General features: G+C 70.2%; 12 protein-coding genes. 11 read left to right on the top strand and 1 reads right to left on the bottom strand.

Annotated elements, in window-relative coordinates:
• Positions 1-51: 51 nt before the first annotated feature.
• Complete coding sequence (locus tag MIC98_RS00870; RefSeq protein ID WP_239734961.1) at positions 52-1,380, bottom strand: hypothetical protein; 1,329 nt, start codon at positions 1,378-1,380, stop codon at positions 52-54.
• A 242-nt stretch (positions 1,381-1,622) separates the two neighbouring features.
• On the opposite strand from MIC98_RS00870, the gene MIC98_RS00865 reads away from it, so the two are divergent.
• From MIC98_RS00865 to MIC98_RS00815, 11 genes are all read left to right on the top strand, one after another.
• Complete coding sequence (locus MIC98_RS00865) at positions 1,623-2,897, top strand: ATP-binding protein (RefSeq protein ID WP_239734960.1); 1,275 nt, start codon at positions 1,623-1,625, stop codon at positions 2,895-2,897.
• A gap of 50 nt (positions 2,898-2,947) precedes the next feature.
• Complete coding sequence (locus MIC98_RS00860) at positions 2,948-6,388, top strand: PAS domain-containing hybrid sensor histidine kinase/response regulator (RefSeq protein ID WP_239734959.1); 3,441 nt, start codon at positions 2,948-2,950, stop codon at positions 6,386-6,388.
• A gap of 149 nt (positions 6,389-6,537) precedes the next feature.
• Positions 6,538-7,182, top strand: a complete 645-nt coding sequence (rsmG, locus tag MIC98_RS00855) for a 16S rRNA (guanine(527)-N(7))-methyltransferase RsmG (protein ID WP_239734958.1) — start codon at positions 6,538-6,540, stop codon at positions 7,180-7,182.
• 232 nt (positions 7,183-7,414) lie between these two features.
• Positions 7,415-8,212 carry a ParA family protein gene (locus MIC98_RS00850; protein WP_239734957.1) on the top strand — a complete coding sequence of 266 codons (798 nt, stop codon included), beginning with the start codon at positions 7,415-7,417 and terminating at the stop codon, positions 8,210-8,212.
• A complete protein-coding gene (locus tag MIC98_RS00845; protein WP_239734956.1) occupies positions 8,212-9,129 on the top strand; it encodes a ParB/RepB/Spo0J family partition protein in 918 nt (305 codons plus the stop codon). Before MIC98_RS00850 ends, MIC98_RS00845 begins: the two co-directional genes overlap by 1 nt.
• Before the next feature lie 34 nt (positions 9,130-9,163).
• Entirely contained in the window at positions 9,164-9,466 is a 303-nt protein-coding gene (locus tag MIC98_RS00840; RefSeq protein ID WP_057640044.1) for a helix-hairpin-helix domain-containing protein, read from the top strand.
• Between the two features lie 238 nt (positions 9,467-9,704).
• Complete coding sequence (locus MIC98_RS00835) at positions 9,705-10,670, top strand: SDR family NAD(P)-dependent oxidoreductase (RefSeq protein ID WP_239734955.1); 966 nt, start codon at positions 9,705-9,707, stop codon at positions 10,668-10,670.
• A 69-nt stretch (positions 10,671-10,739) separates the two neighbouring features.
• A complete protein-coding gene (locus MIC98_RS00830) occupies positions 10,740-11,462 on the top strand; it encodes a glycosyltransferase family 2 protein (protein ID WP_239734954.1) in 723 nt (240 codons plus the stop codon).
• The gene (locus tag MIC98_RS00825) at positions 11,459-11,800 is read left to right on the top strand and encodes a lipid-A-disaccharide synthase N-terminal domain-containing protein (protein WP_211258157.1); all 342 of its coding nucleotides are present in this window, start codon (positions 11,459-11,461) and stop codon (positions 11,798-11,800) included. The genes MIC98_RS00830 and MIC98_RS00825 overlap by 4 nt, the downstream gene beginning before the upstream one ends.
• A gap of 94 nt (positions 11,801-11,894) precedes the next feature.
• The gene (locus MIC98_RS00820) at positions 11,895-13,676 is read left to right on the top strand and encodes a DUF885 family protein (protein ID WP_239734953.1); all 1,782 of its coding nucleotides are present in this window, start codon (positions 11,895-11,897) and stop codon (positions 13,674-13,676) included.
• A 289-nt stretch (positions 13,677-13,965) separates the two neighbouring features.
• Positions 13,966-14,337 carry a DUF2946 family protein gene (locus MIC98_RS00815; protein ID WP_239734952.1) on the top strand — a complete coding sequence of 124 codons (372 nt, stop codon included), beginning with the start codon at positions 13,966-13,968 and terminating at the stop codon, positions 14,335-14,337.
• Positions 14,338-14,383 lie beyond the last annotated feature (46 nt).

Here is a 14,383-nt window from a genome sequence, read left to right as displayed (position 1 = left end):
GGCTGTCCGGGGAGCGGCGGCGCGGGGCGCCAGCCCGGTAACGGATGCGGCTCAATATAGCCGCTGGTCCCGCCGGCGGGCGCCGGGGCCCATCTCAATGGCGGTCACCCACGCCATCGACGGCATCGAACCGGCGCAATCGTTGCCGCAGGCGGCGCACGCGCAGGTACAGGCCGCCGCTGCCCGGCAGCAGCACCGCCCGACGGCCAGCGCGATGTCGCGCAGCAGGCGGTCGCGGCTGGCTTCCTGGAGTGTGTTGATGCGGGCCGGGTCCAGCGCCTGCTCGGCTCTGGCCTGCAACCTGGCCAGGCGGGTGAGGCTGCCGCTTCCCATCCTGCGGTCGCGGTCAAGCTGCCGCAGCCGCTGCAGGTAGCCGCGGGCCAGCGCCATGTCGCCCTGGACCAGGCTGACTTCGGCCAGCAGGTCCAGGCTGTCGCGGGTGTATGCCGGGAACTTGCCGGTCTCGGCCACCGCCAGCATCTGTTCGGCCAGGCCGCGGGCCTCTTCCAGGGTGCCTTGTTCCAGGGCGATCCGTGCCAGGTAGTGCAGGGTGGCGGCCTGTCCCATCGGGCTGTTGTGCTGCTGCCAGCGCAGGACCGCAAGCAGCTCGGTCCTGGCCGCTTCCGGATGGCCGCGGGCGCGCAGTATCTCGGCGCGGTCGCTGCGGATGCGGTGCAGCAATACGTCCTGGCCGGACAACCGCCTGGCAATGCCCTCGGCGCGGTTGAATGCCTTGTCGGCTTCGTCATGGCGCTTGAGTCGCAACAGCACGTAGCCGTGGTTGTAATTGAGCGTCAGGTCCTGCAGCAGTGGTGGCCGTTGCAGGTGACTGGTCATGGCGAATGCCTGGCGCTGGTAATGCAGCGCACCTTCCAGGTCGTCCAGTTGTTCGGCATGGATCAATGCGATGCTGCCCAGCGCGAGGACCTGGCCACTGACATCCCCCTTGGCGATGCTGTGTTCCTGCAGGACTTCCAATATCTGCAGGCCTTCCTCGATCAGGCCGTCGCGCAGCAGCAGCCAAGCGGTTCGCCGTTGCACCTGGGCATACCCGTCAAGCGGCAGCCCTGGTGTTTGCAACAGCACGTGCAACCGCGCCGCCATCTGCTTGCTGTCCTGCTCCCGGCCAAGCAGGGTCATGGCGATGCTGCGGCAGTTGATCGCGCCGATTTCCACCGTCGGAGGCAGCACCGGCGCTGCCAGCAGGCGGTCGGCCAGCGCCAGCGCGTCGTGGGGCGAGCTGCGGACCAGCGTCTGGCAGCGTGCCACCTGCGCGTCGGTGCCGGTCGCCTGGCCGCGGGCAGTACCAGCCACGGCCAGCGCCAGCAGCAGGCATGGCAGCAACGGTGGCAGGCGGGAAGGGGTGCGGAGCGGGTGCATGGAGCCGGGCGCGTTGCGGCGAAAAGGCGATGCCGCCGGGGAAACGGCTCGGGCGCTTCGACGGCGGATGGTCCGTAATATAGCCGCAGACCCTTCACGTATCGTGCGGCCCGCGCCGCGATGGGAACCCCCGACCGATGCATTCCCGATCCTCCCGGCGTAGCGATCCGGCCGGGCCCCCGCAACAGGCTCCGGCCCGTCGCCGCCGCTGGCTGCCTGCAGTCGATGCCACCGAAAGGCGCATGGCGGCGATGATGCTGCGCTTGTTGCTGCTGGTGGCCGGCTACCAGCTGCTGGCCCTGCTGTGGAGTGGCCCGTCGCCGGGTCCGCTGGTGCGGGTGCTGGCCGTGGGCGGCATGCTGGCGTGCCTGGCCTCGCTGGAACTGCTGCGCCGGCAGCGGCTGCAGGCGGCTGCCCTGCTGTTCGTGCTGCTCAACCTGCTGCTGACCTCGGTGGCCTATGGCTACTGGGGCCTGCGTTCGCAGATGCAGGGGCAACTGCTGCAGTTGTTGCCGGTGCTGGTGGCCGGCGCGCTGCTGGGCCGGCGCGCGTTGTGGCTGGCGGCCGGCTGGCTGTGCGCGCTGATGGCGCTGGGGGCCTGGCTCGACGCGGCCGCCGGCTTCTATTTCCCGGCGCGGGTGGAACTGGCCGTGCGCGACCTGGCGCTGGCCGGTTTCGGCGTGCTGCTGGCCGCCTTCGTGCTGGACCAGTCGATGGCCTCGCTGCGCGAGAACCTGCGCATCGCCCGGCGCCGCGGCATCGACCTGGCGCGCAAGCGCGACGAGCTGCAGCTGGAAATGCAGGAGAAGGAACGTTCGCGCGAGCAACTGGTGCATGCGCTGAAGATCGAGAACGTGGGCCGCCTGGCCAGTGGCGTGGCGCACGACTTCAACCACCTGCTGGCGCTGATCATGGGCTATGCCGGCAAGGGCCGGCGCAGTGATGATCCGGCCGAGTTGAAGGCCGCGCTGTCGGGTGTGGAATCGGCCGCGCGGCGTGCCGGTGCGGTGACCCGGCGGCTGCTGGATTTCAGCCGCCAGGAAGTGGCGCGGCCGCAGCTGCTGGATGCGGCGGCCACCATTGCGGCGATGGAGCCGATGCTGCGGCAGCTGTTCGATGCGCGGGTGGCGTTCGCGCTGGACACCGCGCAGGTGCGCTGCCGGATCCACTTCGACCCGGCGCAGCTGGAACTGGTCCTGCTGAGCCTGGCCGCCAACGCGCAGCAGGCCATGCCCGAGGGCGGCAGCTTCCGCCTCGCGCTGTCCTGCCCGGCGCCAGGGGACGAACTGCACGTGGAAGTGCGCGACAGCGGCCACGGCATGAGCGAGGACGTGCGCCGGCGCTGCCTGGAGCCGTTCTTCACCACCAAGCCCAGCGGCCAGGGCACCGGGCTGGGGCTGGCGGTGGCGGCCAACCTGGTCGAGGCTGGCGGCGGCCGCATTACCGTGGAGAGCGCGCCGGGGCAGGGCACTTGCTTCCACCTGTGGCTGCCGGCGCGGCCGTTGCCGCTGGCCTGATCCCGCCGCCGCTCCACTACACTGCGGCGATTCGGTTCGGAGGCGGATGCTTGATTTCCAGCTGGACGTTGCTGCTCGTTTCGCTCGCCTACGCCGCGCTGCTGTTCGGCGTGGCGTGGTGGGGCGACCGCCGGCCGATGTACCCGGACCGGCCGTGGCTGCGGCCGCTGGTCTACAGCCTGGCGCTGGCCGTGTACTGCTCGTCGTGGACGTTCTACGGCGCGGTCGGCACCGCGGTGCGCTACGGCATCGGTTACCTGCCGATCTACCTGGGGCCGTTGCTGATGCTGCTGTTCGGCTGGCGCATCATCGAGCGGCTGGCGCTGGTGGCGCGCAACGAGAACGTCGTTTCCATCGCCGACTTCATCTCCTCGCGCTTCGGCCGCTCGCGGCGGCTGGCCGCGCTGGTGGCGCTGATCGCGCTGCTCGGGGTGGTGCCGTACCTGGCGCTGCAGTACAAGGCGGTGGCGATGAGCCTGCAGGTGCTCACCGGCAACGCCGCCGGCAGCAGCGCCTTCGCCGACCCGGCGCTGTACGTGGCGCTGCTGATGGCGTTGTTCGCGATCCTGTTCGGCGCGCGCCAGGTGGACGCCACCGAGCACCACCACGGCATGATGCTGGCCATCGCGCTGGAGTCGATGATCAAGCTGCTGGCGCTGGTGGCGGTGGGCGTGTTCGCCTGGGTATGGCTGAACGACCGCGGCGAATCGGTGGTGGCCTCGGCGCGCATCCTGTTCGAGGGCATGCCGCCGGAAGGCTTCGCCGCGCAGACGCTACTCAGCTTCCTCGCCCTGGTCTGCCTGCCGCGCCAGTTCCACGTGGCGGTGGTGGAATGCGGCCAGGTCGGCGACGTGCGCCGCGCGCGCTGGCTGTTCGGCGGCTACCTGGTGCTGATCTCGCTGATGATCGTGCCGGTCGCGGTGGCCGGCAGCGCGCTGCTCGGCGACGGTCAGGTCGCCAACGACGCGCTGCTGCTGGCGCTGCCGATGCGCGGGGACAACACCACGCTGGCGCTGGTGGCCTACGTCGGCGGTTTCTCCGCCGCCACCGGCATGGTCATCGTCTCCTCGATCGCGCTGGCGACGATGATCAGCAACGACCTGGTGATGCCGCTGTTGCTGCGCCGCAGCGGCGACCACCGCGCGGCGGCCAACGTCGCCTCGCGGGTGCTGTGGATACGGCGCCTGGCGATCCTGCTGCTGGCGATGGTCGCCTACGGTTATTACCGCGGCAGCAACAACGACACCATGCTGGCCGCCTACGGGCTGATGGCGTTCGCGGCGGTGGCGCAGTTCGCACCGGGGCTGATCGGCGGGCTGTACTGGCGCGGCGCCAGCCGCCGCGGCGTGGAAAGCGGCATGCTGGTCGGCTTCTGCGTATGGGGCTACACCCTGCTGCTGCCGGCGCTGGCGCAGGGCGGCTGGCTGGACGTGGCGCTGGTCGAGCACGGTCCGTTCGGCATCGGCTGGCTGCGCCCGCAGCAGCTGTTCGGCCTGAGCGGCTGGGATTCGCTGACCCACGGCACGTTCTGGTCGCTGCTGCTCAATGGCGCGACGATGCTGCTGGTGTCGATGCGGCGCCGGCCCGGCGTGGCCGAGCGCCTGCGCGCGGCGCCGTTCCTTGACCCCTACGCGCAGCGCCCGGCAGTGGCCAGCGACTGGCCGGCCCACGTCAAGGTGCGCGACCTGCTGACCCTGGCCAAGCGCGTGGTCGGCGACCACCGCGCGCGGCGTGCGTTCACCGAACAGGCGCGGGTGCTGCAGCGCGAGCTGCAACCGGCCGCCGCCGCCGACCGCGCCTGGGTGCAGTTCACCGAGCGCCTGCTGGCCGCCTCGATCGGCGCCGCCTCGGCGCGGCTGCTGCTGACCAGCCTGCTGCGCGGCTCGGGCATGGACCTGGGCGAAGTGGTGGCGGTGCTCGACGAAGCCGGGCAGGAGCTGCGCTTCAACCGCGAGATCCTGTCCACCACGCTGGAGAACATCAGCGCCGGGGTCAGCGTGGTCGACCCGGACATGCGCCTGACCGCATGGAATCGCCGCTACCAGCAGATGTTCGGCTACCCCGACGGCATGCTCTACGTCGGCCGCCCGGTCGCCGACCTGATCCGCTACAACGCCGAACGCGGCGAGCTGGGCGAGGGCGACACCGATGTGCAGATCGCCCGCCGCATCGGCCACATGCGCGCCGGCACGCCGCACGTGTTCGAGCGCACCGGCGCCGACGGCAAGGTCATCGAGCTGCGCGGGCAGGCGCTGCCCGGCGGCGGCTACGTCACCAGCTACAACGACATCACCGATTTCAAGCGCGCCGAGCAGGCGCTGCTGGAAGCCAACGAAACCCTGGAGCAGCGCGTGGCCGAGCGCTCGCAGGTGGCCGAGGCGGCGCAGCAGTCCAAGACCCGCTTCCTCGCCGCCATCAGCCACGACGTGCTGCAACCGCTGAACGCGGCGCGGCTGTTCGCCTCGGCGCTGCGCGACAGCCTGCGCGACGACGACGAGCAGCGCCACCTGGCCGAGCGCGTGGACGCCTCGCTGCGCGCGGCCGAGGAACTGCTCGACGGCCTGCTCGACGTGTCGCGGCTGGACGCCGGCCGCCTGCACCCGACCATCGCCGATTTCGACGCCGCGGTGCTGGTGCGCGAGCTGGCCGCGCAATACACGCCGATAGCGGCCGGGCGCGGCCTGCGCCTGCACGTGCACGCGCGTCCGGCGTGGGTGCGCAGCGACCGCCGGCTGCTGCGCCGGGTACTGCAGAACTTCATGGCCAACGCGCTGCGCTACACCCGCAGCGGCCGCATCGTGCTGGCGCTGCGGGTGCGCGGCGAGCGGGTGGAGCTGCAGGTATGGGACACCGGGCCCGGCATCCCCGAGCACCACATGCAGCAGATATTCGACGAGTTCCACCGCTACCAGCAGCCGTTCGACTGGGGCGAGCAGGGCCTGGGGCTGGGCCTGTCGATCTGCCAGCGCATCTCGCGCCTGCTCGGCCACGCGCTGGACGCGCGCAGCCAGGCCGGCCGCGGCAGCATGTTCTCCATCACCCTGCCGCGGGTGGCGGCGCCGGCCCTGGCCGCCGCCGCGCCGCGCACCTCGCCCGGCTTCGGCAGCGACGAGGCCCTGGCCGGACTGCGCGTGCTGTGCGTGGACAACGACCAGGAGATCCTCGACGGCATGCGCGCGCTGCTCGGCCGCTGGAAGGTGCAGGTGATCGCCGCCAGCACCGTGGACATGGCGCTGGAAAAGCTGGCCGAGCAACCGGACGTGGTGCTGGTGGACTACCACCTGCACGACCGCATGGACGGGCTGGCCACGCTGCTCGCGCTGAACAAGGCCGCCGGCCGGCCGCTGCCCGGCGCGCTGCTCACCGCCGACGGCCGCGACGAACTGAAGCGGCTGGCCCGCCAGCGCGGCTACCGGGTGCTGACCAAGCCGGTGAAGCCGGCCTCGCTGCGGGCGTTCCTGACCGCGTGCAGTACCGGCAGGAGCGTGTGAGGCAGGGCTTGGAAGGCGTAGGTGTGGGGCTTGCCCCACACGGGGCTTTCACCGGTAGGGCCCCATGCGGGGCAAGCCCCGCATCTACGAGGAGCCTGCATCGCCTTGTCCCCTCCACGGGTTTCCCGCCCTGCTGCGATAATCCGGCAATGAACGCGAACGACACCCCACTCCCGCCCGGCGTGGCCGACGACCTGCAACGCGGCCTGCACGCGATGGGCTTGGACACCGCGCTGGCGCCGCCGCTGCTGGCCTACCTGTCGCTGCTGGTGCGCTGGAACCGCACCTACAACCTCACCGCCATCCGCGACCCGCGCGAGATGGTCACCCGCCACCTGCTCGACTCGCTGGCGATGGCGGCGCACGTCGAATCCGGCACCCTGGCCGACCTCGGCACCGGCCCCGGCCTGCCCGGCATCCCGCTGGCCATCGCCCACCCGCAGTTGCAGGTGACGCTGGTGGAGAGCAACGGCAAGAAGGCACGCTTCCTGCGCGAGGCGGTGCGCCAGCTCGGCCTCGGCAACGCCCGCGTGGCCGAATCGCGCGCCGAGGCGCTGGACGAGCCCGGCGCCTTCGACGCCCTCACCGCGCGGGCGATGGACACGCTGGCCGGCATCATTGAAGTCGGCGGCCACCTGCTGCGCCCCGGCGGCCAACTGCTGGCGATGAAGGGCGTGTACCCGCACGAGGAAATCGCCGCGCTGCCGGCCGGCTGGCAGGTGGCCGAGGTGCGGCCGTTGCAGGTGCCCGGCCTGGCCGGCGAGCGCCATCTGGTGGTGTGCAGCCGGACGTAGGTCGGGGCTACGCCCCCGACGGGGCTTGCCCGAGGTGGGTCGCGTCGGGGGCATGGCCCCGGCCTACCTCGCAGGTGCCGTGCTTGCCCGGCACGGGGCTTCACCGGGAAGGCTTCATGCGGGGCAAGCCCCGCATCCACGAGGGACGACGCTGGCCGGCCCGGATTTCCCCCATCCGTCCCCAGCCCGCATAATGCCCAGTCCAACCTTCCAGCCCGTGAGGCCCACCCGCATGGCTCGCATCATCGCCATCGCCAACCAGAAAGGCGGCGTCGGCAAGACCACCACGGCCGTGAACCTGGCCGCCGCACTGGCTACCGCGCCCAAGCGCGTGCTGCTGGTCGACCTGGACGCGCAGGGCAACGCCACCATGGGCAGCGGCGTGGACAAGCGCGAGGTCGCCGCTTCCACCTGCGACCTGCTGCTGGGCGAAAGCAGCGCCACCGAGATCCGGGTCAAGGCGCCGGAAGGCTACGACCTGCTGCCCGGCAACATCGACCTGACCGCCGCCGAGATCCAGCTGATGGAGCAGGACGGCCGCGAGCAGCGCCTGAAGCAGGCGCTGGCGCCGATCCGCGACGCATACGACTTCATCCTGATCGACTGCCCGCCGGCGCTGTCGCTGCTCACTCTCAACGCGCTGGCCGCCGCCGATTCGGTGATCGTGCCGATGCAGTGCGAGTACTACGCGCTGGAAGGCCTGAGCGCGCTGGTGGAAACCATCGAGGCGCTGCAGGTCAACCTGAACCCGGCGCTGGAAATCGAAGGCGTGCTGCGCACCATGTTCGACATCCGCAACAACCTGGCCAATGCCGTATCGGCGCAGTTGACCGAATACTTCGGCGACCGCGTGTTCCGCACCATCGTGCCGCGCAACGTGCGCCTGGCCGAGGCGCCCAGCCACGGCCAGAGCATCGTCGGCTACGACCGCACCTCGCGCGGCGGCGTGGCCTACCTTGGCCTGGCCGGCGAATTGATCCGCCGTACCGAACAACGCAACAAGGCCGTCAGGGCCGTGGAGGCCGTCTGATGAGCGCACCGAAGAAGCGTGGCCTTGGCCGCGGGCTGGACGCATTGCTGGGCCCGAAGGGCGCGGTGACGCCGGTGTCGGTGGCCGCCGTGGCCGAGCCGCAGCCGGGCGAGGTGCTGCGCAAGCTGGGCATCGACCAGTTGCAGCCGGGCAAGTACCAGCCGCGCCGGGAGATGGACGAGGCAAAGCTGTCCGAGCTGTCCGAGTCGATCAAGGCGCAGGGCGTGATCCAGCCGATCCTGGTGCGCCAGGTCGCCGGCGGCCGGTACGAGATCGTCGCCGGCGAACGCCGCTGGCGTGCGTCGAAGCTGGCCGGGCTGGACGAAGTGCCGGTGGTGGTGCGCGAGCTGGAGGACCGCACCGTCATCGCGATGGCGCTGATCGAGAACATCCAGCGCGAGGACCTGAACCCGCTGGAAGAGGCCGAGGCGCTGCAACGGCTGATCTCCGAATTCTCGCTGACCCACGCCGAGGCCGCGCAGGCGGTGGGCCGCTCGCGCGCCTCGGTGTCCAACCTGCTGCGCCTGATCGACCTGCCGATAGGCGTGCGCGTGCTGCTGGAAAGCCGCCGGCTGGAGATGGGCCATGCCCGCGCGCTGCTGACGCTGGCGCCGGAACTGGCGACCAGATTGGCGCAGGACGCCGCCGACGAAGGCTGGTCGGTGCGCGAGGTCGAGCACCGCGCCCAGCAGTTCGCCGCCGGCAAGGTGCCGGGCGCGCGCAACGCCAAACCGAAGCCGGCCGCCCCGCAGGCCGACATCGCCTCGCTGGAAACCGAGCTGTCCGAATCGCTGGGCACCAAGGTGGCGATCAACCACGGCCGCGGCGGCAAGGGTCGGCTGGTGATCCATTACACCGACCTGGACACGCTCGACGGCGTGCTGGAAAAGCTGCGCGCCCGCCCCCCGCAGGGCTGATGTTCCTTCCATCGTTCGAGGTACCTGCAAGGCAATGAACCCCACCAAGGTCGACCGCAATCACCTGTTGCGTCTGACCGACCTGCCGAATGTCGGGCCGGCCTGTGAAAAGGATCTGCGCATGATCGGGATCCGTGTCCCCGCGCACCTGCGCGGGCGTGATCCCTACGACATGTACGCGCAGTTGTGCCTGAAGACCGGCGTGGTGCACGACCCTTGCGTGATCGACGTGTTCCTGTCCATCGTGCGCTTCATGGCCGGGGAGGCGCCGCAGCCGTGGTGGGCGTTCAGCGCCGAGCGCAAGCAGGCTCTCGCAAAGGATCCAATGACGCTGTAGTCGCTGTGTCCCTTCTCCCTCCGGGAGACAAAACGGCAGGAATGCCGTTTTGCACGGCGAAGCCGCCCGCAGGGTGAGGCGCAGGGATGTGCCGAATGCAGGTGGCGCAAAGCGCCGGATGAGGGTACGGCCGGAGCCACTTACAACCGGATGTTGCGATGCTTCGCACCGGCCCTCTCCCCAACCCCTCCCCCGGAGGGGGAGGGGCCTGAATCCCGCAAACTCTCGGAACAAGCAGATGACCCTCCTCGTCACCGGCGCCGCCGGCTTCATCGGTGCCTACACCTGCCAGGCTCTGGCCGCACGCGGCGAGCGCGTGGTCGGGCTGGACAACTACAACGACTACTACGACCCGCGGCTCAAGCGCGACCGCGTCGCCGAGCTGTGTCCGCAGGCCGACATCCGCACGCTCGACCTCACCGACCGCGACGGCCTGGCCGCGCTGTTCGACGAGGTCCGGCCGACGCGGGTGATCCACCTGGCCGCGCAGGCCGGCGTGCGCTACTCGCTGCAGAACCCGCATGCCTACGTCGACAGCAACCTGGTCGGCTTCGTCAACATGCTGGAGCTGTGCCGCCATCGCGGCGTGCGGCACCTGGTCTATGCGTCGAGCAGTTCGGTCTATGGCGACTCGGCCACGCCGCCGTTCTCCGAGGACCAGCGCGTGGACCAGCCGCGCTCGCTGTACGCGGCGACCAAGGTCGCCAACGAGCTGATGGCCCACACCTACGCGCAGCTGTACGGCCTGCGTGCCACCGGCCTGCGCTTCTTCACCGTGTACGGCCAGTGGGGCCGGCCGGACATGGCACCGCTGCTGTTCGCGCGCGCGGTGCTGGCCGGGCGGCCGATCGAGGTATTCAACGAAGGCCGCATGCAGCGCGACTTCACACATGTTTCCGACATCGTCGCCGGTATCCTCGGCGCGCTCGACCACCCCCCGGAGGAGCCGGTGCCGCACCGGGTGTTCAACCTCGGCAACCACACCCCGGTGGAGCTGGAGCGCTTCATCGAGGTGATCGCGCAGGCCGCCGGCCGCCCGGCACGCAAGGTCTACAAGCCGATGCAGCCGGGCGACATGGTGCGCACGATGGCCGACACCGCGCGGGCGAAGGCCGCCTTCGGCTACGAACCGGCCACGCCGATCGAGGCCGGGTTGCCGCCGGTGGTAGCGTGGTGCCACGATTATTTCGGCGCGGCGGCCTGACTCATCTCCCGTCAAGCCACGTGCTGGAAAATGCGCGGCTTCCCCTTTCTCGAACGCATGGATTCCGCGATGGACCTGCCCGCACTCTCGGTGGTAGTCCCCGTCTTCAACGAGCGCGACAACGTCGCCCCGCTGGTCGATGAAATCACCGCTGCGCTGCGCGGGCGGCTGCCGTTCGAGATCGTCTATGTCGATGACGACTCGAAGGACGACACCCTGCAGGTGCTGCAATCGCTGAAAGCCGCCAACCCGGAGCTGCGGGTGCTGCACCACGCCAGCCAGAGCGGGCAGAGCACCGCCGTGCGCAGCGGGGTGAAGGCCGCGCGCGCGCCGTGGATCGCCACCCTCGACGGCGACGGCCAGAACGACCCGGCCGACATCCCGAAACTGCTGGCCGCGCGCGATGCCGCCGCGCCGCAGGTCAAGCTGTTCGCCGGCTGGCGCGTCAACCGCCAGGACAGCGGTTCCAAGCGCTGGGCCAGCAGGTGGGCCAACGCCATCCGTGCGCGCATGCTGCGCGACGACACCCCCGACACCGGCTGCGGCATCAAGCTGTTCGAGCGCGACGCCTTCCTCGACCTGCCGTACTTCGACCACATGCACCGCTACCTGCCGGCGCTGATGCAGCGCGCCGGCTGGAAGACCGTGAGCGTGCCGGTCAACCACCGCCACCGCACCGCCGGCGTGTCCAAGTACACCAACTTCGGCCGCGCCCTGGTCGGCATCCGCGACCTGCGCGGCGTGGCCTGGCTGATCGCGCGCAGCAGGCGCACGGCGGCCGAGGAACTGTGAGCATGGACGTCATGAACCAGTCGCTGCCGTGGCTGGAGTGGACCGGCGTGCACATGTCGCCGTGGAAGCTGATCGGCCTGACCGGCGCGCTGATGTTCGGCGGCCGCTGGCTGGTGCAGTTCATCGCCTCCCGGCGCGCCGGCAAGCCGGTGATCCCGCGGCTGTTCTGGTACATGAGCGTGGCCGGCAGCCTGATGACGCTGAGCTACTTCGTGTTCTCGGCCAAGCAGGACGCGGTGGGCGTGATCCAGAACCTGTTCCCGGCCTTCACCGCGCTGTACAGCCTGCACCTGGACATCCGCCACCGCGGCTGGAAGCGCGACCGGGCGGGGCACTGATTCCGGCGATTTTTCCGCCTGAATCGGTCTAGGTCGGCCAATAGATTCAATGCGATGATCGGGGCAACCTGCCATTCATCCGGGGAACCCGACCGTGAAATCGCCGTTGACCGCCGCCCTCCTGCTCGCCCTCGGCCTGGCTGCCGCGCCCGCTCTTGCCGCCACGCCGTCCGCGCCCGCCACGCTGGCCGCGCATGCCGCTGACGCGCAGTTCAAGGCGATCTACGAGAAGGAATGGGCCTGGCGCCAGAGCGCCGGCGGCGAGGCCGACGAGGACAGCGACGCCCCGGCCAGCGCCACGCGCCTGCCCGACGTCGGCGCGCAGGCGCAGCAGGCGCGGCTGAAGGTGTGGGACGCGGTGCTGGAGCAGCTCGAGGCCATCGACCCGGCCACGCTGTCGGCCGACAACCAGGTCAACTACGCCATCTACAGGTACCAGGTCGAGAACCTCGCCGACGCGGTGCGCCTGCGCACCTACGAGATGCCGTTCAACGCCGACTCCTCGTTCTGGTCGAACCTGTCGTTCATGGCCCGGCGCGAGATGAAGACCGCGCAGGACTACCGCAACTACATCGCGCGCCTGAACGACGTGCCGCGCTACTTCGGGCAGCAGACCGAGAACATGCGCGCCGGCCTGGCCCGCGGTTTCAGCGTGCCGCGCGCGGTGCTCGACGGCCGCGACGTGTCGATCTCGATGGTCGCCGAGCTCAAGGACCCGACCGGGTCGCCGCTGTACGCGCCGTTCAAGAAGCTGCCGGCGGGCATCCCGGCCGCCGAGCAGCAGAAGCTGCGCGATGAAGCGCGGCAGGCCATCGCCGGCAGCGTGATTCCGGCCTTCGCCGAACTGCTCACCTTCTTCCGCGAGGAATACGTGCCGCAGGCGCGCACCACCCTGGCCGCGGAGAAGATGCCCGGCGGGCAGGCGTTCTACCGCCAGCAGATACGCGAATACACCACGCTGGACCTGTCGCCCGAGCAGATCCACGCGATCGGGCTGGAGGAGGTGGCGCGCATCCAGAAGGAAATGGACGCGATCATCGACAAGCTGGGTTTCAAGGGCAAAAGCGCACAGACCCGCTTCGCCGATTTCCTCGAATTCCTGCGTACCGACCCGCAGTTCTACGCCAAGACCCCGGACGAACTGCTGTGGCGCGCGGCGTGGATCGCCAAGCGCATCGATGGCGTGATCGGCCGCTACATGACCCTGCCGCGCGCGCGCTTCACCATCGTCCCGGTGCCGCCGGACATCGCCCCGTTCTGGACCGCCGGCCGCGGCGGCATGGGCACCTACTGGCTCAACACCTACAACCTGCCGGCGCGCCCGCTGTACAACCTGCCGGCGCTGACCCTGCACGAATCCGACCCCGGCCACGCGCTGCAGGGCGCGCTGGCCGCCGAGCAGGGCGAGCAGCCGGACTTCCGCCGTGGCGCCTACATCTCCGCCTATGGCGAAGGCTGGGGCCTGTACAGCGAGAAGCTGGGCGTGGAGATGGGCATCTACGAAACCCCCTACGAGGACTTCGGCCGGCTGACCTACGAGATGTGGCGCGCCTGCCGCCTGGTCATCGACACCGGCGTGCACCACTACGGCTGGAGCCGCGAACAGGCGCTGGCCTACCTGCGCGACCGCACCGCGCTGAGCGAGCACGAAGTCACCACCGAGGTGGACCGCTACATCTCCTGGCCGGCGCAGGCACTGAGCTACAAGCTGGGCGAGATCACCATCGTCAAGCTGCGCGCGCAGGCGGAGAAGGAGTTGGGCGACAAATTCGACGTCAAATCCTTCCACGACGCCGTGCTCAAGCAGGGCTCGGTGCCGCTGCCGGTGCTGGAGCAGCAGATCAAGGCCTGGATCGAAGCGCGCAAGAAGGCCTGATGCGCTGACGGGTAGTGCCGGCCGCTGGCCGGCAACCGCACAATGCCGGAATACCAAGGTTGCCCGCCAGTAGGTCGGGGCTATGTCCCCGACGTGCCGGATCGACATGGCGGATCAAACCGGATCGACGAGCGCAGGTGGCCCCGGGATTGCTTGCGTCGGCCACGCAGGGCCGACCTACGCCACTGCACGATGTTGGAATGCGGGGTTGCCGGCCAACGGCCGGCACTGCCTGGGCACGTTCCCCTGCGATTGTGTAACGCGCGGTGCCATCGCTACCCTGCCGCGCATGCCCGCCTTCCTGCGTCGCCGTTTGCCGTTGCTGCTCCGCCTGCTGGTGCTGGCGGTGGTCGCGCTCGGCAGTGCCGGCGGCGCGCTGGTGTCGGCCCTGGGCGAGCTGCATGCGGCCGGCCATGCCGACCACGCCGCTGCGCACGCGGTGGACGAAACCGATGCCAACCACGGTGATGACGAAGGTGCGAACCTGCTGCACCTGCTGGTCCACTGCGGCCATTGCCACGGCCACGGCGGCGTGTTGCCGTTCGCCGCGCCGGTGTGGGAGGTGGCGATGCCGCCGGCCGTGACCACGCCGACACCAAACGACGACAACTGGCGTCCGGCACCGCTGGAAAGCCTGCTGCGTCCCCCGATTCCGGCCTGATCCCGCGTCCGCGCTGCGGACGCCCCGATCCTTTCTCGAAACCGGA

The organism is Stenotrophomonas sp. NLF4-10, assembly GCF_022359915.1.
In the GTDB taxonomy this organism is placed as follows: Bacteria; Pseudomonadota; Gammaproteobacteria; order Xanthomonadales; family Xanthomonadaceae; genus Stenotrophomonas; species Stenotrophomonas daejeonensis.
The sequence above is the reverse complement of the archived record's forward strand: the minus strand, read 5'-3'. Positions and strand labels throughout refer to the sequence as shown.